The following is a 24,139-nucleotide window of genomic DNA, read 5'->3' on the forward strand; positions in this document are numbered from 1 at the left end:
ATGAGACGAAGGGTTGTTTTGGTCACAGATGGAGATGAATATGCAAAGCGGACAATTGAGCTTTTAACGAAGGAATTTGGGGGAAGGTGTATTTCAGCATCACAAAGTAATCCAACCAAATTGACAGGGAAAAAAGTTGTTGAGCTTATTATGCAAACGCCATATGACCCTGTATTTGTCATGTTTGATGACAGTGGATTTATTGGAGAAGGATCTGGTGAAAAGGCTTTAAAATATGTGGCTACCCATAAACAAATTGATGTGCTCGGTATTTTAGCGGTAGCGTCTAATACGCATCATTGGGAATGGGCACGTGTAGATGTAAGTGTAGATCGGAATGGGAATTTAACCGAATACGGTGTTGATAAATTTGGACTTCCAGATGGCGAAATTGGCAGAATTAGCGGAGATACAATTTATTGTTTAGATGACTTGAATGTTCCTGTCATCGTTGGAGTCGGTGACATTGGTAAGATGTGTGGAAATGATGAATGGGAGAGGGGATCACCTATTACGAAGAAAGCAATTCAATTAATTTTGGAAAGGAGTGGTTTTTATGACGAAGCCTAAAAAAGTGGATATCCCTATATCAACTTTCATAAGTGACAATGAAAATTATTTAAAGCAGACAGTTGGGCTAGGCGTTACATACGATGTTGGCATTCGTAAATTTCAAATTTTGAATAAAGAAATTGGTGTGTTATTTGTAAACGGACTTTGTGATACAAATTATATTATCCCTATTTTAGAAGAAGCGGTGGATACAAATGAGATAAGGGATGTAGAAGAAGATACAGTGAAGCTTTTAGAGAATCGCTTAATCCATCAACAAGTAAGTAAAGTGAAAACGATGGATGAGGTAATGCTCCAAGTATTATCAGGACTCATCGTGATATTTGTGGAAGGTGAAACGGAAGCGTTTGCAATCGATGTTCGTAGTTATCCAGGGCGAACGCCGACAGAACCAGATACCGAAAAGGTAGTACGCGGTGCAAGGGATGGATTTGTTGAAAATATCGTTGTAAATACAGCATTAATCCGTAGAAGAATTCGAGATCCACGTCTTCGAAATGAAATGGTTCGAGTAGGAGATAGATCACAAACGGATATTTGCATTACATACGTTCAAGATGTTGCAAATCCAGATTTAGTAAAGATTATAAAACAAGAATTAAATAACATCGATGTAGATGGAATTACGATGGCGGATAAAACAGTAGAAGAATTTGTTGTAAAGCAAAGCTATAACCCATTTCCACTTATTCGATATACAGAAAGGCCAGATGTAGCAGCAAATCATCTACTAGAAGGACATGTGTTAGTACTTGTTGACACATCGCCAAGTGCTATGATTACACCGACAACATATTTTCATCATTTACAGCACGCGGAAGAGTTTAGACAAAATCCAGCTGTCGGTACATTTTTACGCTGGGTGCGCTTTTTAGGTGTTATATTCTCGTTATTTTTATTACCATTTTGGTTAGTGTTTGTATTTGATCCAACTCTTTTGCCAGCAAATCTTGCTTTTATTGGACCGACTAAGATGACGCATTTACCAATTTTATTACAGGTGTTAATGGCAGAGGTCGGACTTGAGTTTTTAAGGATGGCAGCCATTCATACTCCAACGCCGTTATCGTCTGCAGCAGGGTTGATTTCCGCTATATTAATTGGTCAAATTGCAATTGATGTAGGTTTGTTTGTGCCAGAAGTAATTTTGTATGTAGCAGTTTCGATGATTGGTGCATATGCAACACCGAGTTATGAATTAGGATTAGGGAATAAGGTTGGGAAATTGTTTGTTATTATTTTAACAGGTCTCTTCCATGAGATGGGATTTGTAATTGGTATGACGATATTAATTTTATTTTTAACGTCTATAAAAAGTTTACAAACACCTTATTTATGGCCGTTTTTACCATTTGATTGGGGCGCATTAACAAAAATTTTACTCCGTCCAACGATGTCTAGTTTAAAAGTACGACCAAGTATTGTAAGACCTCAAAATGTAAAAAGACAAAAATAAACGGGATTATACACCCGTTTATTTTTTTTAGCAAAAATTTATTATTTTTTAACAAAAATCAAACATTTTTTGTGTACACTTAGAGTAGATATTGTGTATGGAAGGGGAAGAGGACATGATTAAATTATTTGTAAGTGATTTAGATGACACGCTCGTTTACGATGTGAATCATATGCAAAAAGAAGATGAACGTGCGCTGTGTTGGTTAGCTGAGAAAGGGACAAATATTTGTTTTGCCTCTGGCCGCTTTACACACAGAATTGATGAAGTTGTAAAAAGGTTTTCATTCCCATATTATACAACTGGCTTAAATGGAGCGACAATGTTGCTTCCGGATGGAAATTTATTTCATGAATCGAGTTTTGAAAATGTGGTTGCCCAGGAAATATATCGATATATACATAAAAAAGGACTAGCGGATATTGTTTGTGCAAATGAGCAGCGATATACAAAAAGGAAGAATGAACATCACCATAATTTTGAAGCGTATATGGGCGTGCATATCGCTGAAATTGAAGCGTTAGAAGAAGAGTTTGGTAAGACTGTACACCCTGCAAAATTGTTTGTTTTTGGAGAAGAAGAGAAAATTGTGACGTTAGATCAAGAGCTACGAGATACGTTTCAAGGCGAAGCGGAAGTTTTTATATCAGGTAACCGCTATGTTGATATTATGCCAAGAGGCGTGAGTAAGGGGAGTGCTCTAAAGCGACTAATGGACCATTTGCAAATTGAAGCAAATGAAGTTGCTTGTATTGGAGATTCTTTCAATGATATTTCTATGTTTGAAGTAACCCCGCATTCATTTACTCTTCATCATGCCCATCCATATGTAAAGGAGAAAGCAAATCATATAGTGCGTTCGGTTGAAGAGGCTGTTATGAAATTACCATTACTTGTATAAAAAAGAAGCCCGTCACTGGCGGGCTTCTTTTTTACTTGAATAAAGATTTAACAAAATCAATGATACTTGAGAAGAAATCTTTCACTTTATCTAGAAAACTTTGTCCTTCTTCAGAACCTAAGAAGGCAGAAACGTGTTCTTTTGCTTTGTTTAATTGACTACCAACTTGATTCCAATCGATATTAAGATTTTTCATTTTATCAAATAACGATACTAAGTTATCTAACTGTTCATCTGTCAATGTAATGCCGAGTTGATCAGCAATTTTTTTAATTAATGAACGTAAATCTTCTGTTGTTTTTGGCTGTTCTTTTGCAATTTCTTCTTTAATTTTTGCAACAAGTTGAACTGCTTTTTCTTCACCAATTTTATCACCAAGCTGGGCTGTTTGTACCATTTCTTCATTCGCTACTTTTTTAACTTCTTCAGGAATTTGTTTATTGGACGCAGTTTCGTATGCTTTCATTAATCCAGTTAAAGCTGCAGTTCCTGAAACTTTAAAAGGTGCAGTAATTTGAATTTCTGCATCTTTTACACCTGCTGTAATCAAAGCGTTAGTGTACATTGCATCTGTTACCCAGTTAATGTTCTTTGATCGTACAATAAGACCAGATCCTGGTTTTGTGTATGTAATCATAGAAGAAGAAATTGCTCTCGTACCAATTTGTGCTTTTGGAACAATGCCTTCTAGAAATTTATGTTCTTCCGCATTAGATACAGTGATAATTGTAGCATCTTTTGGTGCTTTCATTTCTTTTAACAGATCTTGTTTTTGTTGTTCGGATAAGTTCTCTCCTAATGTAACAATTGATTCTCCCTCAATGATGTCTGCAAATGAAGCTGTTGGCATCATAAATACCGTTACAGCTAATAGCAGAGCTAATAATTTCGTTTTCACGAAAAATCGCTCCCTTTCTCTTTCTAAAATTTTCGGGCAACAAAGTTATTATAGTATATATTTCTTATTTGTCACCTAGCTTTTTCCACATTTCAAAAAAGAAGTATCTAGATTGTCGGATTCTTTTTGTTTCTAGTCATGAATGTGGTAATATAGTGCTGAGATAGTTGAAAGGAGACATATACGTATGAAAACTTTAGGATACATATTAATGGAAAACGGTGAAAAAATCGACTTGGAATTTTTCCCAGAAGAAGCACCGAAAACAGTAGAAAACTTTAAAAAATTAGCAGAGCAAGGATTTTATGACGGTGTTACATTCCACCGTGTTATTCCTGGCTTCGTAAGCCAAGGTGGAGACCCAACAGGTACAGGTGCAGGTGGCCCAGGTTACTCTATTCCATGTGAAACTGATGGAAACCCTCATAGACACCTTGTAGGATCACTTTCTATGGCTCACGCTGGCCGTAACACAGGCGGTAGCCAATTCTTTATCGTTCATGAGCCACAGCCGCATTTAGATGGTGTTCATACTGTATTCGGTAAAGCAACAAGCGGTATTGAAACAGTATTAAAAATGCGTCAAGGCGATGTAATGAAAGAAGTTAAAGTTTGGGAAGAATAAGGTAAGGAAAAAGAGAGCTTTTGCTCTCTTTTTTATTTTTAATGAGATTGAGTACTACTTCTACAGCTCATCATACAAGTAGTATTGTTGCTAAAATATATTGTTTGTGAGAACAAACCTTTAACCAATTACATAGAATACATTACATTATATGTTTCAATAAATATTTTTTGTTATATTAATTTTGCTAGAATTGTGCTGCTTTAGAGTAACTATAAATGAAGTGCTGTTGAATGATATGTTTCTTTCCATTCCATATAAAATTTTCTTTTTTTAACTCTATTTATTAAAGGAATAGTGCTGAAACATAGATTTGACTTTCTTCTTTTCGCTTTGTATGATTATCAAGTTGTTTTAGACTCTTCTCACTCTGTTGAAAATATTGTAAAATGAATGTGATATGAAAAGAGTGATTGAGGGGATTACTAGTTTGTAACTTTTGTAAGAAGGGATAAGGGTTATGTTAATTCGTTTTAAAAAAAGTTATGAAAAAATTGCAATGGGGCTTCTTTCGTTTATGCCAACTGAAAAAGATGTGAAAACATTACAATTGACAATGAAAGAATATGAAGCAAAAGATGATTGGCAATTGTATTTGTGGAAAGAAAATGAAGATTTTGTTGGAATAATGGGGATTGTAAAAAAAGAGAATCAAGTATTAGAAATTCAGCATTTGAGTGTGAACCCGTCTCACCGTCATGTGGGGATTGGGACGAAGATGGTTCAAGAGTTAAAGAGTAAATTTCTTGAGTTTACAATTTGCGGAAATGAGCAAACAGCAAGTTTTTGCGAAAAATGTAAAGGGCTAGAACAAAATATACATTCGTGAAAGCAGAGATAAGTAGTTTATTATCTCTGCTTTCTTTTTTGTAATTGTTCGTTTCGTTCAGTAATGACCTCTGTGCGATCACGCAAAGTGTGCTTGTTTATAATATATTCACCTGGGATAGCATTCAAGTCTTTCCAAGAGAGGTTTTGTTTTTGACATAACTCTATGCACTGCTTCTCTAACGATGAATCTGATAAGGGTAAAAATAAAGGTACAAAACGTTCTTTTTTATGGATAGATTGCAACCTTTCATTGAGCAAGGAAAGAAGTTGTACTTGATTAATTCCTAAACGTTGTAAAGGCACACCGCTTTTTTCTAAAATTGTAATTGCGCTTTTCATCATTTTTGTAGAACCATTCCAATTAGCACGTCTTTGGTGGTATAAAGAAACTGCAATTTGAATGAGACCAACTAAGTAATGATCACGATTACCTCTTGGTTTTGTCTTCCAATACTCTTCTAGTATTTCGTGGCATTCAAAATAGTCATAATCTCCATGGAAATGAATTAAAAATTGTATGTATTCGGTAGGATACATGTTTTCTCGCTCCTATCTAACGGTTATACATATAAGTGTATCATAGAAATATGAACAATAAACGACTAGGAGGTTTCCCCCTAGCCGTTATTGTTCATATTAGCAGAAGCAAGCTGCTCCTACAATAATTAGTAAAATAAACAGTACAACAAGTAATGCGAACCCACCGCTAAAACCACAATCAACGTGACCCATAGTTTTTTGACCTCCTACATTGTTCTTACTACACTGTTATCATATGAAGTGGTGGGCATGATGACATAGGCATCGGTCTATTTTTAATTAAATTTCTTAAAAAGGTTGGATAGAACATGAGTATGCTCTATACTTATGTTGTTATAGAAAAAATGTGGTGGGATGCTTTGTGCAATATAATTTTAAAGTAGAGGCTTTTGAAGGGCCGTTAGATCTATTGTTACATTTAATACATCGTTATGAAATTGATATATATAATATTCCTGTAGCAGATATTACAGAGCAATATTTATCTTATGTGCATACGATGAAAGAACTTCAATTAGATGTTGCAAGTGAGTATTTAGTAATGGCTGCAACGTTATTACAAATTAAAAGTAAGATGTTGTTGCCGAAACATGAAGAAGATGTACTTGATAACGGTGATGATTTTATAGATGATCCTCGTCAAGAATTGATGGAGAGGTTAATTGAATATAAGAAATATAAGCAAGTTGCTACTGAGTTAAAAGAAAGAGAACAAGAAAGAGCACAGCTATATACACGTCCACCAATTGACTTTACATCGTTGCAACAAGAAGAGGAGACAAGCTTACCTCTTGATGTTACGTTATATGATATGCTAGCAGCATTTCAAAAATTAATGCGCCGTAAAAAGGCAAAAAAACCTGTAACAACACGTATTACTCGTCAAGAAATACCAATTGAACAGCGAATGACTGATATTTTAAAACAGTTAAAAATAAAGGGTGGTCGCCAAAGTTTTTATGATTTGTTTGTTGATGATGAACGTGAAATAATGGTTGTAACATTTTTAGCAGTTCTGGAACTTATGAAAAACCAACAAATCATAATTGAGCAAGAACATAATTTTGATGAAATTTTCGTATCAAGCTCTAATAAATCTGCATAGAGCAAGTATGTGAAAATGGGATAGCAACATTTTATCTCATGCTATGTTTTAATGTATCGTTTGGAACAAGAGAAAAAATATTGAACCGAACGCAATTAATTGTGATTCGGTTTTTTGATGTGTATTTTTATGAGAAAATAGAAGGAAGGAGCTCGTGAAATGGATAGGAAAGAACAAAAGTCAATTATTGAAGGCCTTTTATTTGTTTCTGGTGATGAAGGGATTTATCCAGAACAAATAGCGAAAGTTCTTGAAATTGAAATGAATGAAGCAATTAATATTTTAGAAGAAATGCAACAAGAATGTGAAGGTGCAAACCGTGGTTTGCAAATTGTACAGTATGCAAAAGTATATCGTTTTGCTACAAAGAAAGAACATGCTTCATATTATCAAAAATTAATAGATACACCAACAGCTGCTTCACTCTCACAAGCTGCCCTCGAAACGTTAGCGATTGTTGCATATCGCCAACCAATCACAAGGACTGAAATGGAAGAGATTAGAGGAGTTAAAACTGATAAGGCGTTACAAACGTTGGTTTCACATTTACTTATAAAAGAAATGGGAAGAGCAGAAGGACCAGGGCGTCCTATTTTATACGGAACAACAAAAGAATTTTTAGACACATTTGGATTGAAAACATTAGATGATTTACCACCGCTTTCTGAAGAGAATGAACAAATGAATGAAGCAGATTTATTCTTCGGTTCCTTACAAGAGATATCGAAATAAAAGCTTAGCATTTTGCTAAGCTTTTTTTGTATATCAATTATTTACAGTGCCATACTAAATGAAAAAAGGAGACGAGTTATGAGAGGTATGCGGATTATTTTATTATTAGTTTCTGTTTTATTATGTTTTTCTTTAAATAGCGCATCAGCTAAAAGGTATATGATGTCCATTCATACTACGTCTCCTTTACATATGCATCGGCAACATCTTAGTAAAATGAAAGTGAGCTTTTTAAAAGTGGGGCAAGGTGACGCAACACTTATTATAATGCCAAATGGACAAACAATGTTAATTGATGGAGGACCTTATGAAGCAGGAGAGGTTATTATTCAGAAATTAATTGAGAAAGGGATTAATCATTTAGATGTAATTGTCAGTACGCATCCTGATATGGATCATATAGGGGGGTTAATTCCAATTGTAGAGCAAATGCCGGTATCGCTTATACTAGATAGCGGAAAAACATATAGTTCTCTTACTTATCGTACGTATCGGAATAATATAAAAAAAAGAGGGATACCTTTCGTTTCAGTAAAGGAAGGACAATATATACCGCTGGATCCACATGTTTCTATACAAGTATTAAACAACGGGAAATCAAAAGATGAAAATAATGAATCCTCAATTGTTTTAAAGGTGCGATATGGAAAAGCGGATTTTTTATTAATGGGTGACGCGGATGTACGGACAGAACATGAAATATTAAAACAATTTGATGTCCATGCAGATGTGTTAAAAGTGGGGCATCATGGCTCATATACTTCAACAAGTGAAACGTTTATAAAAAAAGTGGAACCGCAGTTTGCTATTCTATCGTACGGGAGTAATAATCCGTATGGACATCCTCACCAAAGTGTAGTGAAACGCTTAAAAAGGCACGGTATAATGGTATATAGAACGAATAAACGTACAGTAGAAATGGAAACAGATGGTGAACATATTATGTTAGAATCTAGCGGATTAATGCCATTGTTGAAGTGATTTCTATATTAGGGGGCGATACTGTCCCTTTTTGGAAAAATGAATAATATATATTATAATTATAAGAGACGTAAGAAATTTCCTTTTCTGTTGAATAAAAAGGAAATTTCATTAGAATGTATAGACAACTACTCGTGCGTATATTAAGATGGAACTAGGCGAATAAGGTAATAATAACAAGTAGGTAATTCATGGGAAAGGATCGATGAAAATGAAAACGCAAATTGTCATCAATGCCAAAATTTACACAGGTCAAGAAATAGTGGAAAACGGATTTATTCGTTACGCAGAAACCATTAAAGAAATTGGTTTGATGGCTCAATATGTACCACAAGAAAATGAAACTGTTTTTGATGCTACAGGGAAGATTATAATTCCAGGTATGATCGATGTTCATATTCATGGTGGATACGATATTGATGCGATGGATGCAAATAGCGATGGGTTAGTAACTCTAGGTAAAGAAATGTTAAAAGAAGGGGTTACAACTTACTTCCCAACAACAATGACACAAGCTCCAGAGGCAATTGAAGCAGCGTTAACTGCTGCGAAAGAAGCAAAAGAAAAAGGAGCGCATTTCGAATATATTCATTTAGAAGGACCTTATGTTTCAAAGAAACGTGCAGGTGCACAGCCACTTGAACATATCGTTCCTGCAAATATTGAGCAATTTAAACAATGGCAAGAAGAAAGTGGGAACTTAATTAAATTAGTAACATATGCACCAGAAGAAGAGGGAGCATTAGAGTTTGAACAATATCTTGCTGAAACTGGTGTAGTTGGCACAATGGGACATACAGATGCAATTGATGCGCAACTAAAAAATAGAAAGATTACACATGCGACACATTTATACAATCAAATGCGTGGATTACATCACCGTGAACCAGGAGTTGTGGGTCATGTGTTATTAAATCCAGATGTAATGGTTGAAGTAATTACAGATGGTATTCATATTCACCCTGACATGGTGAAATTAGCATATAAGTTAAAAGGACCGAAAAAAGTAAGTGTTATTACTGACGCAATGCGTGCAAAAGGTCTTGAAGATGGATTATATGAGCTTGGCGGACAGCCAGTACATGTAAAAGATGGTAGTGCTCGATTAGAAGATGGAACGTTAGCTGGTAGTATTCTAAAAATGGATCAAGCTTTCCGAAATGTAATTGAATTTACAGGTTGTTCAATCGAAGATGCAGTACTTATGACATCAGTTAACCAAGCAGAAGAGTTTGGATTAAATAATAAAGGTGCATTAGCGGTAGGTAAAGATGCAGACTTTGTTGTGATGAATGAAGATTTACATGTATATGATACGGTTCGTTTAGGAATTCATATGAAGGAAGGGAAGTAATTAAATGAATATTCTTGTTGTAAAAACTCCAGAAGAATTAGCAGAAGCAGGTTATAAATTAATTGAAGAAGTTGTAAAAACAAAAGAAAATCCAACATTAGGAATGGCTACAGGAAGCTCTCCATTAGGTATTTATGCAGAAATGCGAAAAAATAAACTTGATACAAGCCGTGTAACCACTGTAAACTTAGATGAGTACGTAAATTTACCACATGAAGATAAAAACAGCTATCACTATTTCATGCAAGAACAGTTGTTTGATCATCTTCCATTTAAACAAACTTATGTACCAAACGGGATGGCAAGTGATTTAGAGGAAGAGTGCAAACGTTACGAGAGCATTCTAGCTGCTAACCCAGTTGACCTACAGATTCTTGGAATCGGTGAAAACGGTCACATCGGATTTAATGAGCCAGGAACACCGTTTAATTCTCCAACAAACATTGTTGAATTAACAGAATCTACACGCCAAGCAAACCTTCGATTCTTCGAAAAAGAAGAAGATGTGCCAACTCATGCGATTACAATGGGAATTGGAAGCATTATGAAAGCGAAACAAGTTCTACTTGTTGCTATGGGTTCTAAAAAGGCAGAAGCTGTTAAAGAATTATTGCAAGGTGAATATAGTGAAGAGTGTCCGGCTACAGTTTTACAACGTCATCCGAATGTAACCGTAATCGCTGATCAAGAAGCTCTATCTTTATGCAGTGAGGCGATTGCTGATGAACATCGACAAGTATTCACCATTTCCGATCTATTATCAGATTCAAGAGTGGGTGAAACAGCTAATTGAGGACGGCGAATGGAAGCCGGGAGATAAAATCCCATCTGAGAATGAACTTTGTGATAAGTTCGAAGTGAGTCGAATGACAATCAGACAGGCGATTAATAATTTAGTGGAACAAGGCTATTTATATCGGAAGCGTGGAATTGGAACATTTGTCCAACTTCCGAAAGTGGAACAAAAATTGCAAGGAATGACGGGATTCACAGAAGACATGATTTCTCGTGGGATGAACCCAAGTAGTCAATTACTTAGTTTCCGCCTAGTTCCAGCTACTGCTAAAATAGCAGACCGGTTGAGAATACAGGAGGGGGAATCGGTTTATGAAGTGAGGCGTATTCGCTTAGCTGATGATGAACCGATTGCTTTTGAGACGACATATTTGTCGCCAGCTCTTGTAAAAGATATTAACGAAGAGATATTGCAACAATCTTTATATGAACATTTAGAGAAAAAACTGGGCTTTAAACTTGTTAGCGCTACTCAGTCAATTGAAGCTTCCGTTGCAACGGAAAATGAAGCTGAACATCTGCATATTCCTAAAAAGGCGCCTGTACTTGTAATGCGTCAATGGTCATATTCAGAAGGTGAGATACCGCTAGAGTACGTGAAATGTATTTATCGTGGAGATCGTTATAAATTTATTACGAATATCGCACGTAACAAATAGTATATTTCAGTTTGTGAAGTACAGTGGAATTGAAAATGGTTAACATGTAAAGAAATAAAAATACGACTCATCCTTATAAGGAATGAGTCGTATTTTTATTATGAGCAATTACGTGGTTAACAGCATCTTTGACGTGATTTACTACATAGTGAGCGTGTTTTTTTACTGCATCATCTGCTTGCGACATAGCAAAACTGTGAGGAGTTAAAGAAAACATAGGAATGTCATTATAAGAATCCCCTATACAAGCAATTTCCTCAGGTTTTATTTGAAACTCATTTAATAAAACAGAAATGGCAGAGCCTTTACTAACATTCGGTGGCATTACATCTAAACATTGTTCTGCTGAGATGAAAGTACTAACTTTCCCGTGGAATTTTTCATCAATTTTTTTCTGAAGGAGTTGTAAGCTCTCCTTTGTTCCACCGACAGAAATTTTATTTGGGAAAATTGTATCATCAATCTTCTGTAGTAAGTTTGGTTCTTCAACAGAAGTCATAGTTACTTGTTGTTCAAGTTCTTGAATGAAAGGTGTTTTCTCTTCAATGTAATAATTATGCTCATCACTTACATAACGGAAATAAGGATCTTCATTCGTCATAGCTAACAAATCGGGAAGTATGCTGGAATCAAAAGTTGCAGATAATAGTTGTTTATTTTCATGTGTATATACAAAAACACCATTTACACTAATGCGATGAAAATTTGTATTTACAGCTTTCATTAAGTCTGCAATTTCATTATCAAGTCTTCCGGAAGCGAAGCAAAGAATAACATTTTGCTCGGCAAGGCTGCGCAGTGCCGCAACATCTTGTTCGTCAATAAGACCTCCGTGTTGCATCATTGTACCATCGATATCACTTACAAACATTTTAATCATGCTGTTATCTCCTTTCTATGTACAGTTGCTCTTACATTATACGCATCATATATAAACATGTCTAAAAAATGAATTTTTATTAAATGGCAGATGTTTTACATTGACGACAAAGAAGAATATTCTGTAACATAAAAGTAGGCTATTTAAGTACGAGGGTGGTGTTATATGAGTAATTATCTAGAAATTAAAAAAGTTTTAAATAATAATGTCATCATTGCTAGCCATCCGGAACACGAGGAAGTAGTAGTGATTGGTAAAGGAATTGGATTTGGGAAAAAAGCGAAAGATGTATTGGAGCAAGAACAAATCGAAAAGATGTTTGTCTTAAAAAATGAACGTGATCGTGAACAATACAAATTATTAGTGCCGCATATTAGTGAAAAATTAATTGAATTGATGAACGATATTATGCTGTACATTCAAGGGAAAGCGAAATCGCCACTAAATGAACATATTCATATTGCGTTAACAGATCATATTTCATTTGCGATTAAAAGGTTAAAACAAGGACTTACAATTGATAACCCTTTTTTAGTTGAAACAAAAATGCTCTATCCAAAGGAATATGAAATTGCGGAAGGTGTTGTAGAACTTTTAAATTCTCGTTTGCAAATTACATTGCCAGAAGGAGAAATTGGTTTTATTGCACTTCACATTTACAGTTCGCTTACAAATTCTGATTTATCTTCAGTTAATCAAAACTCCCGTCTCATTGCACAACTTGTATCTTTAATTGAGACAAACTTACAAATTACATTAGATCAAGAGAGCATTCATTATTTACGTCTTATTCGTCATCTTCAATATGCTATTGAGAGGGTGAAAAAAGGAGAAAAAGTAGAGGAATCGCAAAGTTTTGCTGATTTATTAAAGGCGGAGTATCCAGCTTGCTATAACTTGGCTTGGAAGCTAGTTAAGGTCATGCAAAAAGAGTTGCAACTACCTGTATATGAAGCTGAAAGTATTTATTTAACGATGCACTTGCAACGCTTAGTAAAGGCAGAGCATGTGTAAAAAGCCATATATTTTTGTCTAAAATGAAAACGTTAAAAAAAATGATTGAATCGCTTACAATAGTTATGTATAATAACTATTGCAAAGTTATACAAATTTCGACAAACACATTAAGGTGAGTAACGAAAACGTTTGCCTTAATTATAGTGAACTTATACGTAAACCTATTTTTGACACGTGTTACTGATTCGATCAGGCATGAGTGGAGAAAAGTAAGGAATGTAAGCTAGAGAAAGGGATATACTACCCTTTGTATAGCTATCGTTCTATCTTTTTTTCCTCATGTCTTTTTGGCGTTTGTCGGAAGGTATCAATATAGATAAGAGAGGAAGGGTTTCCATGTTTAAGAAGATCTTTGGTGTTCTTCAAAAAGTCGGAAAAGCGTTAATGCTTCCAGTAGCGATTTTACCGGCGGCAGGTATTTTACTTGGATTTGGTAATGCATTTCAAAATCCACAGTTAACAAATGTTATTCCTGCTTTAAAAGCAGATTGGTTCGTAATGGTTGCAAAAATTATGGAACAATCTGGTGATATTATTTTCGCTAACCTTGCATTATTATTCGCAGTTGGGGTAGCAATTGGTTTAGCTGGTGGAGACGGAGTAGCTGGTTTAGCAGCATTCGTCGGCTACTTAATTATGAACAAAACGATGAGTGTGTTCTTAGAAGTAGATAAGCTAGTGAAAGTAACAAGTTCTGGAGCAGACCCAGTAAAAATTGGATTTGCAGATCCAGCGTATGCAAACGTATTAGGTATTCCAACGCTACAAACAGGGGTATTTGGTGGTATTATCGTCGGTATAGTAGCGGCATATTGCTATAATAAATACTTCAATATTGAATTACCATCATACTTAGGTTTCTTTGCAGGTAAGCGTTTCGTACCGATTGCAACTGCAACATTCTCTTTAATAGTAGGTATTATCATGTGCTTCGTTTGGCCATACATTCAAGGTGGCTTAAACACGTTCTCACATCAAATGATTGATGCAAATAGAACAATTGCAGCATTTATATTCGGTTTAATTGAACGTTCATTAATTCCATTTGGATTACATCACATTTTCTATTCACCGTTCTGGTTCGAATTCGGTCAGTATACAAATGCAGCTGGCGAATTAATCCGTGGTGACCAAAAAATCTTTATGGCACAGTTAAAAGACGGTGTAGAATTAACAGCAGGGACATTTACAACTGGTAAGTATCCGTTCATGATGTTCGGTCTTCCAGCAGCAGCTTTAGCAATGTACCATGAAGCACGTCCAGAAAATAAAAAATTAGCAGCAGGTATTTTAGGTTCTGCAGCATTAACATCTTTCTTAACAGGTATTACAGAGCCACTTGAATTTTCATTCTTATTCGTAGCGCCAGTATTATTCGGAATTCACGCTGTATTTGCTGGTCTATCATTTATGACAATGCAAATTTTAGGTGTTAAAATTGGTATGACATTCTCTGGTGGTTTAATTGACTTCCTATTATTCGGTGTACTACCAGGCCGTACAGCATGGTGGTGGGTAATTATTGTTGGTCTTGTACTAGCAGTTATTTACTACTTCGGATTCCGCTTTGCAATTCGTAAATGGAATCTAAAAACACCTGGTCGTGAAGTGGCAAATGCAAATGACGGCGCAGGAAAAGCAGAAGCAGGCGAACTCCCTCGTGAAGTATTAGTAGCACTTGGTGGTAAAGAAAACATTGCTTCTTTAGATGCTTGTATTACTCGTTTACGTGTTCAAGTTAACGAACAAAAGAATGTAAACAAAGACCGCTTAAAAGAACTTGGAGCAGCTGGTGTACTTGAAGTTGGAAATAACATTCAAGCTATTTTCGGACCGAAATCTGACACATTAAAATCACAAATTCATGATATTATGTCAGGTCGTACACCTCATGTTGAAAAAGAAGAACCTGTAAAAGTGGAAGAAACTCCTCAAAAAGTTGATGAAAATGAAACAATTGTATCACCAATCGAAGGGAAAATCTTACCAATTACAGAAGTACCTGACCAAGTATTCTCAGGAAAAATGATGGGAGACGGATTTGCAATTGAGCCAACTGAAGGAACAGTAGTTTCTCCAGTGAACGGTGAGATTGTCAATGTATTCCCTACAAAACATGCGATTGGTATTCAATCAGAAGGCGGAAAAGAAATTTTAATTCACTTCGGTATTGATACTGTAAAATTAAATGGTGAAGGTTTTGAAGCGCTTGTAGCACAAGGCGACAAGGTGAAACAAGGCCAACCATTATTAAAAGTAGATCTTGCATTTGTAAAAGAAAATGCACCATCTATCATTACACCAATTGTCTTTACAAACTTACAACAAGGGCAACAAGTCGAATTGAAAAAAGATGGAAATGTTAAGAAGGGCGAAACCGCTATTATTGACATTCAGTAGGAATTTGACGCAAAATGTTTATAATTATAATAGGCGATGTGGTTGACCGAACATCGCCTATTATATACAATAGATGATGTAGTACTCACGTCTATACAACTAAAAAATACTGTAATTTAAAGGAGATAAATTATCATGGAAAAAATCTTTAAAGTAACTAGCGACTCAGGAATTCATGCTCGTCCAGCAACTCTACTTGTAAACACTGCAAGCAAATTCGGTTCTGACATTAACTTAGAGTATAACGGAAAGAACGTTAACTTAAAATCAATCATGGGCGTTATGTCTTTAGGCATTCAACAAAACGCAGAAATTAAAATCACTGCAAATGGTGATGATGCAGCTCAAGCACTAGCAGCTATCGAAGAAACTATGAAAAACGAAGGATTAGGAGAATAATGACTCTTAACATTCAAGGGATCGCTGCATCAAGTGGGATTGCTATTGCAAAGGCTTTCAGACTTGAAAATCCTGAATTTAACATCGAAAAAAAATCAATTACAAACGAAGCTGCAGAAATTGCACGCTTAGACGCTGCGCTTGAGAAAGCAAAAACTGAATTAGAAGCTATTAAGGACCACGCATTTGCTGAGCTAGGTGCTGACAAAGCTGCGATCTTTGAAGCACATTTATTAGTGTTAAATGATCCAGAACTAGTAAACCCAGTAAAAGATAAAGTAAATAGCGAAAAAGTAAATGCTGAATTTGCAATGGATGAAGTTGCATCAATGTTTATTTCTATGTTTGAAAACATGGATAACGAATATATGAAAGAACGTGCTGCGGACATTCGTGACGTAACAAAACGCGTTCTTGCACATTTACTAGGAATTAACTTCTCAAATCCTGGTACAATTTCTGAAGAGGTAATCATCATTGCTGAAGATTTAACACCATCTGATACAGCTCAGTTAAACCGTAAGTATGCAAAAGGTTTCACTACTGATATCGGTGGACGTACATCTCACTCTGCAATTATGGCTCGTTCTATGGAAATTCCAGCTGTTGTTGGTACGAAAGTTGTTATGGAGAAAATCCAAAACGGCGATATCGTTATCATTGACGGTTTAGATGGAGAAGTAATTGTAAACCCATCAGAAGAAACTCTTCGTTCGTTTGAAGAAAAGAAAGCGAAATTTGAAGAGCAAAAAGCTGAATGGGCTAAATTAAAAGACCAAGCTACTGTAACAAGTGACGGACATCACGTTGAGCTTGTTGCAAATATCGGAACACCAAATGATGTACAAGGTATTATCGATAATGGCGGAGAAGGCGTTGGCTTATACCGTACAGAATTCTTATACATGGGCCGTGACAATCTTCCAACAGAAGAAGAGCAGTTCGAAGCGTATAAAGCAGTTCTTGAAGGTGTAAAAGAAGGGCAACCAGTCGTTGTTCGTACACTTGACATCGGTGGAGATAAAGAGCTTCCATACTTACATTTACCAAAAGAAATGAACCCATTCTTAGGATACCGTGCAATTCGCTTATGTCTTGATGAGCAAGATGTGTTCCGTACACAACTTCGTGCATTACTTCGTGCTAGCGTATACGGTAACTTAAAAATTATGTTCCCAATGATTGCAACTCTTGATGAGTTCCGTCAAGCGAAAGCGATTTTATTAGAAGAGAAAGCGAAACTTGTAGAAGCGGGTACAACTGTTTCTGATTCTATTGAAGTTGGTATGATGGTTGAAATCCCAGCTTCAGCAGTATTAGCAGATCAATTCGCGAAAGAAGTTGACTTCTTCTCTATCGGAACAAATGATTTAATCCAATACACAATGGCTGCAGACCGTATGAACGAACAAGTATCATACTTATACCAACCATATAACCCATCTATTTTACGTCTTGTAAAAATGGTTATCGATGCTGCTCATAAAGAAGGCAAATGGGCTGGTATGTGTGGTGAGATGGCGGGCGATTCACTTGCTATCCCATTATTATTAGGATTAGGTTTAGATGAGTTCAGTATGAGTGCAACATCTATTCTTCCTGCAAGAACACAGCTAAGCAAGTTGTCAAAAGCAGAAATGGAAACATTAGCAGAAAAAGCATTAATGATGTCAACTGCTGAAGAAGTTGTTGAACTAGTTAAAAGCATATAATTAATAAAAAAACCTGAGTCGATTTGAAATCGGTCTCAGGTTTTTTCTATGAGAAAAGTAAATCTTATTTGCTTACTATCGAGGATAAGAGACAGAATTAGATAGCGATTGCAACGATATCAGTTGGGCATACACGTAAAATACCAGTAAAAGTATTTCGATTTTGATTGTTCTTATCGTCTTTATTGTTATCTTTGTTGTCTTTGTCATTACGAGCTAAAGCAGAGAAAAGAGCAACACCGTTAGCGAAACCTTCAAAAATTACATTGTTGAAAGTACCATTACCTCTAATGCTTAAAAGAGAAAGTTCTGTTCCAACTGAAATGCTAGCAAGTACGTTACATACAGCTGGTTGTTGTGGTCTAACCTCTCTCTCTCTCTCTTTCTCGCGATGGTCGCGCTCTCTTTCATGATGATGACATTCTCTAAAGTTATCACAGCATCCAAATGATCCAAACATAATCCTCATCACCCCCTTCACACTTATAATCTATGTAAGTTCGGTAGTTAGTGACTGGACAGAGAGTGGAATTTTTTCTAGGGGATTTTCTCATTTTAAATGACTAGCTGGGTGTTTAGTATGGAATGATGTTTAAAATAGGGGGAATATAACAAAAAAATGTAAAAACCACCGAAATAAATGAAATGGGTAGCCTTTACACTTTTTTACTTTTATATAAAACGATGATATATACAGGAAGAGCTAGGAGTAGTGGTACAATGGATCGTGCAGTATGTTTTTCTGATTCTAATTGGAATGCTTCTTCTTTTGGAAATTGTAAAATGGAGATGTTTGCGGCATCACCAATAAAATATAGAAGCAGTACAGTTACTATGTAACATAAAAGTGCGATAAAGCTTCCGTATGAACTCAATGAAAATCCCTCTCTTGTTATCTATTTGTTATCATTGTATCACAATTGTAACAAAAATACACGGGTATATTTCAACGCCTTAACAAAATTCGACATGAAACGTCACGTTTATTTATGAGAAGGGAATAGAATATACTTTTCCATAAGTATAAATGTCGAATGATTTGTAGTAATATTACAAAAGTATGACAGGGAATAAAAAAACGAAGGCAATGTAGTTGCCTTCGTTTTTTATTATTTTGCCCACTCGCTTACTTGCTCTACGCTCATGCGAGGTGCAGGGTGGCCTTTTAAAGTTGATTCACCAATTGTAATAAGCATAATTGGAACGTAACGAGATGAAACGTTAAATTCGTCTGTCAGTGCTTGTGGATTGAAGCCACCAATAGCACAAGTATCCCAACCAGTTGCTTTAGCTGCAAGCATAAGTTGCATTGCTGCTAAAGATGCATTTGAAAAGGCAGCATCTCTTGGGAATTGTTCACGAGCATATGCAGATTCAATATTTTTAGCTAAGCGTTCTTTTGCTTCTTCTTTCATAAATCCTTGTTCTACAATTGGACCATATACTGGCTCAACATTTTTATAAGCTTCTAAATCACCTAAAATAGCGACTACTGCAGAAGCATCAAGAATTTGTTGTTGGTTATAAGCTATTGGGTGTAATCGTTTTTGTACATCTTCACCTTGAAAAACAAGGAATTTCCAGTGTTGTAAGTTCCAAGCGGAAGGTGCTTGTGCTGCTGCTTTTAAAATCTCATGTAATTCTGTAGATGAGATTTCTTTATTTGGGTTGAATGCACGTGTAGATGTGCGTTCATATAGAACGTTAAAAAAGTTGTCGTTTGTCATAATATATCCTCCAAATTGTATATAAAATTATCGGGAAAACGCAATGTATATTACTTACATTTTGTAAGTTATCGAATTTAAGAATATAATATCTTTATTTTAATTGTCAAGTTTTAAGAAATAAGCTAGGGCATTCATACAAACGATATAATTCCTATAATCATACACTAAAAAAGGAATTTATAGAGTGAAAAGGGAAGATAACATTCTCAATTAGCTTGTTAATATGTATTTCTCACAAATTAAAGTTTATTGGAGAACAGTCTTTTAAAAATGTTTGTGAGGAATTCAGTAGAACAAGATATATGAAGTGAGTGAAGACTAGTGATGAACATACTACATTTTTTATTAGAGAATACGGTTTTCCAAAATGTGTTACAAGATCTGCAGTTAAATGTCCTTTATATAGAAAATGGATGTAAACATCAACAAACGATAGAAAATATTCATCCAAAATGTATGTTTATAGCAAATAGTTTTGAAGAGGGCGAACTATTATTTCAAAGAACGAAACCGCACATTATAATTATGTATGTAACAGATTATTCTCAAATAAAATATATAAAGAATATGTATACCTCGCAAAGTACATTCATTGTCATTTGGGATCAACAAATAACAAAGGAATTTACAGATGTACTTGCATTAGGAATACGTAATATTGTAATAGCCCCTGTAACTCCGCAAGCAGTGTTAGAAGAAGTGAATAAGAGTTTGTATCAACTTTCTTTAGTAAGGCAAGTTAGTTTACAACAGGAACTGCTTCAAACGATGTTTGATTTTCAAAATGATTTATTATTTATAGTAGAAGATGATGAAATTGTTGATTGTAATACAAATTTTTTAACGTTTTTCGGATATGAAAATTTGTTTGCCTATCGCGAGCAACATTTAGTATTTGCTGAACATTTTATTAGAGAAAATGGATACTACTCGACGACGCATGATATAACATGGCTAGACGATACTTTATCAAGCGGTAGAAGAATTAAGATGTCAAATTATGAAGGGGCAGTATCTACTTTTCTATTACGTGCGACACCATTGCCAGAAGATTTATCAAGATTTATTGTAAAGTGCACGGAAATTACAGAATTAGATGAAATCTATCAAGAACAAGAAAGACTTGCTATGATAGATTCATTGACAGAGATTTATAATCGTTTAAAGTTTCAACAAATACTAGAGGTAGAATGGGAAAAGGTAATACGTAATGATGAGAAAATAGCAATTATTTTATTTGATATAGATAATTTTAAAACAGTTAATGACACATATGGTCATGATTTTGGCGATTTGGCATTAATACAACTTGCAGAGCTTATGAAATCTAAAGTGGAGCAGCAACATGTATTTGCAAGATGGGGAGGGGAAGAATTCATTATATTAGTGACAAATACAGTAGAAAAGGAAGCATTTCAAGTTGCGGAATCATTACGATTCTTCATTGAAACAAAGCAATTCACTGGAATTTCGAAGTTAACAGCTAGCTTTGGGGTTGCGTTATATGAACAAGGAACTACAAGAGAAGAATTAATGCAACGAGCGGATATTGCATTATATGAAGCGAAAAAAAATGGAAAGAATCAAGTATGTGTGTATAGAAAAGAAAAAATGTGATTTTTCGCAACAAATTGTTGCGATTTTTTTTTATTGTTTGATAATAGAATAGGGGGACAATTTTTAGCGAAGGAATTATGGAGGATCAATATGATAAAAAAAGTAATGGTGGTGGCTTCACTGTCTGCTATAGTTGGCGGCGGAGTATACTATTTTCTTGTTAGCCCCAATATAAAGGAAAACACTGTATTAACAACTAAAGTGAATCCTACTATTGAATCGGAAGTACAAGGGAATATAGAAGAAAAAGAAGAGCAACAAATTGATTATGCTAGCATATCTCAAAAATTAGATCAATATTTAGTCGGAAAGCAATTCAATGGAACAGTTTTGGTAACAGATAAAGAGCATGTTATATTGAATAAAGGATATGGGTATGCTGATGTTCAAAATAAAATAGAAAATACGCCTCAAACAAAATATCGTATCGGTTCTATTACGAAAACAGTCGTTGCCACATCTATTTTACAGCTGCAAGAACAAGGGAAATTGAATATTCAAGATAATGTAAATAAATATATTCCTTCATTTCCGGAGAATAAAAATATTACGCTATATCATTTATTAACGCATACCTCTGGTTTACCTGAACACGCAAAAGACAATATTAATGCGGCTTCCCGCTTACAATTAATTAATTGGATTGGACGTCAAAATTTAGAATTTCCTGCAGGAACAGGTTGGAGATATACAGATTATAATTATATGGTGCTTGCTTATATAATAGAACATATATCGAAAAAACCTTTAGGAGATTACATAAAAGAAAACATATTTGTAAAAGTAGATATGCATGAATCCGGTATGGGAAATATGGTACCTGGAGATAAAAATTTTACAAAGGGTTATGTGAAAAAAGATCAAGAGCTTGTACCAGCGCAGAAGTTAGGCATGGATTGGCTATATGGTTGTGGTGAGATGTATACGACAGTTGGAGATATGAAGAAATTAGACGAAGCAATTATAAATGGAAAACTTCTTTCTGAACAAAGTATACAAGCAATGTTTTCACCTTCAGCAGAACGGAAATATGCATTTAGTTTTTATATATATCCAGATTATTTTCATAATCATGGTGTATTATCTGGTTGGAACACTTTCAATAATTTTAATAAAGAAAAAGGAACTTTTGTTATTTTATTTTCAAATGTGAAAAATAGTATGGATGATGACTTTAATAAAGAGTTCCGAAAGATGGTAAATGATTTATTAGAACAAAGGGGATGAGAAAATGGAACATAAAACTTTATCAATAGGTTTCATTGGTATTGGCGTAATGGGAAAAAGTATGGTTTATCACTTAATGCAAGATGGTCATAAAGTATATGTATATAATAGAACGAAAGCAAAAACAGATTCTTTAGTGCAAGATGGTGCAAATTGGTGTAATACGCCAAAAGAGTTAGTAAAGCAAGTTGATATTGTAATGACAATGGTTGGATATCCACATGATGTAGAAGAAGTGTATTTTGGTATAGAAGGAATTATAGAACATGCAAAAGAAGGTACGATAGCAATTGACTTTACGACATCTACACCTACTTTAGCAAAACGGATTAATGAAGTTGCAAAAAGCAAAAATATATATACGTTAGATGCACCTGTCTCAGGAGGAGATGTTGGTGCGAAAGAAGCAAAACTCGCAATTATGGTAGGTGGGGAGAAAGAAATATATGATAGATGCTTACCTTTACTTGAAAAGTTAGGAACAAACATTCAATTACAAGGACCAGCTGGGAGTGGACAACATACAAAAATGTGCAATCAAATTGCGATTGCTTCCAATATGATTGGAGTATGTGAAGCTGTTGCTTACGCGAAGAAGGCTGGACTGAATCCAGATAAAGTGTTAGAGAGTATTTCAACAGGGGCAGCAGGTAGCTGGTCATTAAGTAATTTAGCTCCTCGAATGTTAAAAGGAGACTTTGAGCCAGGATTTTATGTAAAGCATTTTATGAAAGATATGAAAATTGCTTTAGAGGAAGCAGAAAAATTACAATTACCAGTCCCAGGCTTAAGTTTGGCGAAAGAATTGTATGAAGAGTTAATTAAGGATGGCGAAGAAAATAGTGGAACACAAGTACTATATAAAAAATATATAAGGGGGTAAACGAGGTGGACCTTCAAAAGTTTGATGAGATGATTGATACTGTACAGCGAGCTACTTGTATGCAAATTAATGAAAAACAAAAAGAAGCTTTTAAACAAAAATATGATTTTGAACCAGAATTTGAATATGGAAGAGATGAGAAGGGACATTATGTAATTCGAACCTCAAAAAAGATGTTAGAAGAAATGGAGTTTTATTTGGCATTGAAATATGATCGTGATGGAGTGGATCTTTATATGCAAGCTGAGATTGATGGTATATTTCATGTATCTGTTAGCTATGGTGAAGATGCCCTACATCTACAAGAATTGTTTCAATTTCTAGAAGAAAATAAATAAAAGTCCTCATTTGAGGACTTTTATTTATTTAGTCATCTTTAATTTTTATAATTATAAGTTAGAAGCGCGTCGGCATCGTTCAACCGGGAACGGGATAATTTGTGCGATGTGATTAGGACCAAATTGTTTTGTACGAGCATGGCGTATTATATAAAAAGCACACAGAATTGAAACAGGAATAGCGCCGAATAAACCAAATAATAAAGCGCTTACACAAGATGCGACAAATCCTAAAACACCAATTTCTAACTCTTCCATAATAGCTCCTAAAATAACAGGAAATGCTCCACATGTAACTCCAAGTATAAGTGCGATAAGTAAGCTCATGATTATCCCCCTCTGTTTGCGATATTATTTTCCTTCTAAGTTAATTGTAGTATATCACATATAAAACAGAATTTTCAGAAAAAATTCAATAAATGTTCAAAAAATGTTCGAAAAATGCACTTGAAAAATTAAGGTGTAAATTTGTGATGAAATGGTACT

Annotated in this window: 27 protein-coding genes; 19 read left to right on the plus strand and 8 right to left on the minus strand. The window is 35.0% G+C overall.

The features are described 5' to 3' along the window. From ACTFRM_RS17240 to ACTFRM_RS17250, 3 genes are all read left to right on the plus strand, one after another. Positions 1-570: a stage V sporulation protein AE gene (locus ACTFRM_RS17240; RefSeq protein WP_001254415.1), complete on the plus strand. Its 570-nt coding sequence runs from the start codon at positions 1-3 to the stop codon at positions 568-570. Continuing rightward, on the plus strand, positions 557-2,029 hold the full coding sequence (gene spoVAF, locus ACTFRM_RS17245) for a spore germination protein SpoVAF (RefSeq protein ID WP_000165595.1): 1,473 nt from the start codon (positions 557-559) through the stop codon (positions 2,027-2,029). The genes ACTFRM_RS17240 and spoVAF overlap by 14 nt, the downstream gene beginning before the upstream one ends. Before the next feature lie 97 nt (positions 2,030-2,126). Then, the gene (locus tag ACTFRM_RS17250; RefSeq protein WP_322372408.1) at positions 2,127-2,930 is read left to right on the plus strand and encodes a Cof-type HAD-IIB family hydrolase; all 804 of its coding nucleotides are present in this window, start codon (positions 2,127-2,129) and stop codon (positions 2,928-2,930) included. A 31-nt stretch (positions 2,931-2,961) separates the two neighbouring features. Here the strand turns inward: ACTFRM_RS17250 and ACTFRM_RS17255 are convergent, their stop codons facing one another. Beyond that, positions 2,962-3,828, minus strand: coding sequence for a DUF1002 domain-containing protein (locus tag ACTFRM_RS17255; protein ID WP_000850515.1), 867 nt, complete (start codon positions 3,826-3,828; stop codon positions 2,962-2,964). Positions 3,829-4,015: 187 nt separating this feature from the next. Between ACTFRM_RS17255 and ACTFRM_RS17260 the strand changes: the two genes are divergently transcribed. Beyond that, positions 4,016-4,453: a peptidylprolyl isomerase gene (locus ACTFRM_RS17260; RefSeq protein ID WP_000853782.1), complete on the plus strand. Its 438-nt coding sequence runs from the start codon at positions 4,016-4,018 to the stop codon at positions 4,451-4,453. A gap of 460 nt (positions 4,454-4,913) precedes the next feature. Beyond that, positions 4,914-5,282 carry a GNAT family N-acetyltransferase RibT gene (gene ribT, locus ACTFRM_RS17265; RefSeq protein ID WP_000908401.1) on the plus strand — a complete coding sequence of 123 codons (369 nt, stop codon included), beginning with the start codon at positions 4,914-4,916 and terminating at the stop codon, positions 5,280-5,282. A gap of 20 nt (positions 5,283-5,302) precedes the next feature. Here the strand turns inward: ribT and ACTFRM_RS17270 are convergent, their stop codons facing one another. Beyond that, positions 5,303-5,821 carry a DUF309 domain-containing protein gene (locus ACTFRM_RS17270; protein WP_000283597.1) on the minus strand — a complete coding sequence of 173 codons (519 nt, stop codon included), beginning with the start codon at positions 5,819-5,821 and terminating at the stop codon, positions 5,303-5,305. Between the two features lie 99 nt (positions 5,822-5,920). After that, the gene (locus ACTFRM_RS17275; protein ID WP_000510194.1) at positions 5,921-6,016 is read right to left on the minus strand and encodes a YjcZ family sporulation protein; all 96 of its coding nucleotides are present in this window, start codon (positions 6,014-6,016) and stop codon (positions 5,921-5,923) included. 169 nt (positions 6,017-6,185) lie between these two features. On the opposite strand from ACTFRM_RS17275, the gene scpA reads away from it, so the two are divergent. The 6 genes from scpA (at position 6,186) to ACTFRM_RS17305 (ending at position 11,450) form a co-directional block, all read left to right on the plus strand. Beyond that, the gene (gene scpA, locus ACTFRM_RS17280) at positions 6,186-6,929 is read left to right on the plus strand and encodes a segregation/condensation protein A (RefSeq protein ID WP_001199753.1); all 744 of its coding nucleotides are present in this window, start codon (positions 6,186-6,188) and stop codon (positions 6,927-6,929) included. 159 nt (positions 6,930-7,088) lie between these two features. Next, entirely contained in the window at positions 7,089-7,661 is a 573-nt protein-coding gene (gene scpB, locus ACTFRM_RS17285; RefSeq protein WP_000375168.1) for a segregation/condensation protein ScpB, read from the plus strand. A gap of 78 nt (positions 7,662-7,739) precedes the next feature. Next, complete coding sequence (locus tag ACTFRM_RS17290; RefSeq protein WP_173600342.1) at positions 7,740-8,642, plus strand: ComEC/Rec2 family competence protein; 903 nt, start codon at positions 7,740-7,742, stop codon at positions 8,640-8,642. Positions 8,643-8,853: 211 nt separating this feature from the next. Then, a complete protein-coding gene (gene nagA / locus ACTFRM_RS17295) occupies positions 8,854-9,996 on the plus strand; it encodes an N-acetylglucosamine-6-phosphate deacetylase (RefSeq protein WP_173600442.1) in 1,143 nt (380 codons plus the stop codon). A gap of 4 nt (positions 9,997-10,000) precedes the next feature. Beyond that, entirely contained in the window at positions 10,001-10,789 is a 789-nt protein-coding gene (gene nagB / locus ACTFRM_RS17300; RefSeq protein ID WP_001024210.1) for a glucosamine-6-phosphate deaminase, read from the plus strand. After that, complete coding sequence (locus tag ACTFRM_RS17305; protein WP_014894892.1) at positions 10,719-11,450, plus strand: GntR family transcriptional regulator; 732 nt, start codon at positions 10,719-10,721, stop codon at positions 11,448-11,450. The genes nagB and ACTFRM_RS17305 overlap by 71 nt, the downstream gene beginning before the upstream one ends. Before the next feature lie 73 nt (positions 11,451-11,523). Here ACTFRM_RS17305 and ACTFRM_RS17310 read toward each other — a convergent pair whose 3' ends face one another. Then, on the minus strand, positions 11,524-12,330 hold the full coding sequence (locus tag ACTFRM_RS17310) for a Cof-type HAD-IIB family hydrolase (protein ID WP_000594243.1): 807 nt from the start codon (positions 12,328-12,330) through the stop codon (positions 11,524-11,526). 165 nt (positions 12,331-12,495) lie between these two features. Here ACTFRM_RS17310 and glcT point away from each other — a divergent pair, with 165 nt between their 5' ends. The 4 genes from glcT (at position 12,496) to ptsP (ending at position 17,858) form a co-directional block, all read left to right on the plus strand. Further along, positions 12,496-13,344 carry a glucose PTS transporter transcription antiterminator GlcT gene (glcT, locus tag ACTFRM_RS17315; protein ID WP_000073860.1) on the plus strand — a complete coding sequence of 283 codons (849 nt, stop codon included), beginning with the start codon at positions 12,496-12,498 and terminating at the stop codon, positions 13,342-13,344. A 339-nt stretch (positions 13,345-13,683) separates the two neighbouring features. Beyond that, entirely contained in the window at positions 13,684-15,747 is a 2,064-nt protein-coding gene (gene ptsG, locus ACTFRM_RS17320) for a PTS glucose transporter subunit IIABC (protein WP_000473178.1), read from the plus strand. 135 nt (positions 15,748-15,882) lie between these two features. Continuing rightward, a complete protein-coding gene (gene ptsH / locus ACTFRM_RS17325) occupies positions 15,883-16,146 on the plus strand; it encodes a phosphocarrier protein HPr (protein ID WP_000411080.1) in 264 nt (87 codons plus the stop codon). Next, a complete protein-coding gene (gene ptsP / locus ACTFRM_RS17330) occupies positions 16,146-17,858 on the plus strand; it encodes a phosphoenolpyruvate--protein phosphotransferase (protein ID WP_000174207.1) in 1,713 nt (570 codons plus the stop codon). Before ptsH ends, ptsP begins: the two co-directional genes overlap by 1 nt. A gap of 97 nt (positions 17,859-17,955) precedes the next feature. On the opposite strand, the gene ACTFRM_RS17335 is transcribed toward ptsP, so the two are convergent. The 3 genes from ACTFRM_RS17335 to ACTFRM_RS17345 form a co-directional block, all read right to left on the minus strand. After that, positions 17,956-18,318 carry a DUF3915 domain-containing protein gene (locus tag ACTFRM_RS17335; protein WP_000468041.1) on the minus strand — a complete coding sequence of 121 codons (363 nt, stop codon included), beginning with the start codon at positions 18,316-18,318 and terminating at the stop codon, positions 17,956-17,958. A 196-nt stretch (positions 18,319-18,514) separates the two neighbouring features. Then, on the minus strand, positions 18,515-18,733 hold the full coding sequence (locus ACTFRM_RS17340; protein WP_000100485.1) for a hypothetical protein: 219 nt from the start codon (positions 18,731-18,733) through the stop codon (positions 18,515-18,517). A 234-nt stretch (positions 18,734-18,967) separates the two neighbouring features. Continuing rightward, a complete protein-coding gene (locus ACTFRM_RS17345) occupies positions 18,968-19,585 on the minus strand; it encodes a nitroreductase family protein (protein WP_000180387.1) in 618 nt (205 codons plus the stop codon). 327 nt (positions 19,586-19,912) lie between these two features. Between ACTFRM_RS17345 and ACTFRM_RS17350 the strand changes: the two genes are divergently transcribed. The 4 genes from ACTFRM_RS17350 (at position 19,913) to ACTFRM_RS17365 (ending at position 23,653) form a co-directional block, all read left to right on the plus strand. Next, positions 19,913-21,205 carry a GGDEF domain-containing protein gene (locus tag ACTFRM_RS17350; RefSeq protein ID WP_001023185.1) on the plus strand — a complete coding sequence of 431 codons (1,293 nt, stop codon included), beginning with the start codon at positions 19,913-19,915 and terminating at the stop codon, positions 21,203-21,205. 90 nt (positions 21,206-21,295) lie between these two features. Then, the gene (locus tag ACTFRM_RS17355) at positions 21,296-22,432 is read left to right on the plus strand and encodes a serine hydrolase (RefSeq protein WP_173600343.1); all 1,137 of its coding nucleotides are present in this window, start codon (positions 21,296-21,298) and stop codon (positions 22,430-22,432) included. Positions 22,433-22,436: 4 nt separating this feature from the next. After that, positions 22,437-23,315 carry an NAD(P)-dependent oxidoreductase gene (locus ACTFRM_RS17360; RefSeq protein WP_000400431.1) on the plus strand — a complete coding sequence of 293 codons (879 nt, stop codon included), beginning with the start codon at positions 22,437-22,439 and terminating at the stop codon, positions 23,313-23,315. A 5-nt stretch (positions 23,316-23,320) separates the two neighbouring features. Then, the gene (locus tag ACTFRM_RS17365; protein ID WP_000365619.1) at positions 23,321-23,653 is read left to right on the plus strand and encodes a DUF3909 family protein; all 333 of its coding nucleotides are present in this window, start codon (positions 23,321-23,323) and stop codon (positions 23,651-23,653) included. 51 nt (positions 23,654-23,704) lie between these two features. Here ACTFRM_RS17365 and ACTFRM_RS17370 read toward each other — a convergent pair whose 3' ends face one another. Continuing rightward, positions 23,705-23,980 (minus strand): hypothetical protein, encoded by a 276-nt coding sequence (locus tag ACTFRM_RS17370; protein ID WP_000054659.1) that lies wholly within the window; start codon positions 23,978-23,980, stop codon positions 23,705-23,707. Between the last annotated feature and the right edge of the window lie 159 nt (positions 23,981-24,139).

The sequence above is a fragment of the Bacillus cereus group sp. MYBK227-1 genome, from assembly GCF_051916325.1.
Lineage (GTDB): Bacteria > Bacillota > Bacilli > Bacillales > Bacillaceae_G > Bacillus_A > Bacillus_A cereus.

What these genes read in the sequence shown, in the direction of transcription:
- ACTFRM_RS17240 (WP_001254415.1), top strand. Translation starts at nt 1, where the DNA reads ATGAGACGAAGGGTTGTTTTGGTCACAGATGGAGATGAATATGCAAAG.
- spoVAF (WP_000165595.1), top strand. Translation starts at nt 557, where the DNA reads ATGACGAAGCCTAAAAAAGTGGATATCCCTATATCAACTTTCATAAGT.
- ACTFRM_RS17250 (WP_322372408.1), top strand. Translation starts at nt 2,127, where the DNA reads ATGGAAGGGGAAGAGGACATGATTAAATTATTTGTAAGTGATTTAGAT.
- ACTFRM_RS17260 (WP_000853782.1), top strand. Translation starts at nt 4,016, where the DNA reads ATGAAAACTTTAGGATACATATTAATGGAAAACGGTGAAAAAATCGAC.
- ribT (WP_000908401.1), top strand. Translation starts at nt 4,914, where the DNA reads ATGTTAATTCGTTTTAAAAAAAGTTATGAAAAAATTGCAATGGGGCTT.
- ACTFRM_RS17270 (WP_000283597.1), bottom strand. Translation starts at nt 5,821, where the DNA reads ATGTATCCTACCGAATACATACAATTTTTAATTCATTTCCATGGAGAT.
- ACTFRM_RS17275 (WP_000510194.1), bottom strand. Translation starts at nt 6,016, where the DNA reads ATGGGTCACGTTGATTGTGGTTTTAGCGGTGGGTTCGCATTACTTGTT.
- scpB (WP_000375168.1), top strand. Translation starts at nt 7,089, where the DNA reads ATGGATAGGAAAGAACAAAAGTCAATTATTGAAGGCCTTTTATTTGTT.
- ACTFRM_RS17290 (WP_173600342.1), top strand. Translation starts at nt 7,740, where the DNA reads ATGAGAGGTATGCGGATTATTTTATTATTAGTTTCTGTTTTATTATGT.
- nagA (WP_173600442.1), top strand. Translation starts at nt 8,854, where the DNA reads ATGAAAACGCAAATTGTCATCAATGCCAAAATTTACACAGGTCAAGAA.
- nagB (WP_001024210.1), top strand. Translation starts at nt 10,001, where the DNA reads ATGAATATTCTTGTTGTAAAAACTCCAGAAGAATTAGCAGAAGCAGGT.
- ACTFRM_RS17305 (WP_014894892.1), top strand. Translation starts at nt 10,719, where the DNA reads ATGAACATCGACAAGTATTCACCATTTCCGATCTATTATCAGATTCAA.
- ACTFRM_RS17310 (WP_000594243.1), bottom strand. Translation starts at nt 12,330, where the DNA reads ATGATTAAAATGTTTGTAAGTGATATCGATGGTACAATGATGCAACAC.
- glcT (WP_000073860.1), top strand. Translation starts at nt 12,496, where the DNA reads ATGAGTAATTATCTAGAAATTAAAAAAGTTTTAAATAATAATGTCATC.
- ptsG (WP_000473178.1), top strand. Translation starts at nt 13,684, where the DNA reads ATGTTTAAGAAGATCTTTGGTGTTCTTCAAAAAGTCGGAAAAGCGTTA.
- ptsH (WP_000411080.1), top strand. Translation starts at nt 15,883, where the DNA reads ATGGAAAAAATCTTTAAAGTAACTAGCGACTCAGGAATTCATGCTCGT.
- ptsP (WP_000174207.1), top strand. Translation starts at nt 16,146, where the DNA reads ATGACTCTTAACATTCAAGGGATCGCTGCATCAAGTGGGATTGCTATT.
- ACTFRM_RS17335 (WP_000468041.1), bottom strand. Translation starts at nt 18,318, where the DNA reads ATGTTTGGATCATTTGGATGCTGTGATAACTTTAGAGAATGTCATCAT.
- ACTFRM_RS17345 (WP_000180387.1), bottom strand. Translation starts at nt 19,585, where the DNA reads ATGACAAACGACAACTTTTTTAACGTTCTATATGAACGCACATCTACA.
- ACTFRM_RS17350 (WP_001023185.1), top strand. Translation starts at nt 19,913, where the DNA reads ATGAACATACTACATTTTTTATTAGAGAATACGGTTTTCCAAAATGTG.
- ACTFRM_RS17355 (WP_173600343.1), top strand. Translation starts at nt 21,296, where the DNA reads ATGATAAAAAAAGTAATGGTGGTGGCTTCACTGTCTGCTATAGTTGGC.
- ACTFRM_RS17360 (WP_000400431.1), top strand. Translation starts at nt 22,437, where the DNA reads ATGGAACATAAAACTTTATCAATAGGTTTCATTGGTATTGGCGTAATG.
- ACTFRM_RS17370 (WP_000054659.1), bottom strand. Translation starts at nt 23,980, where the DNA reads ATGAGCTTACTTATCGCACTTATACTTGGAGTTACATGTGGAGCATTT.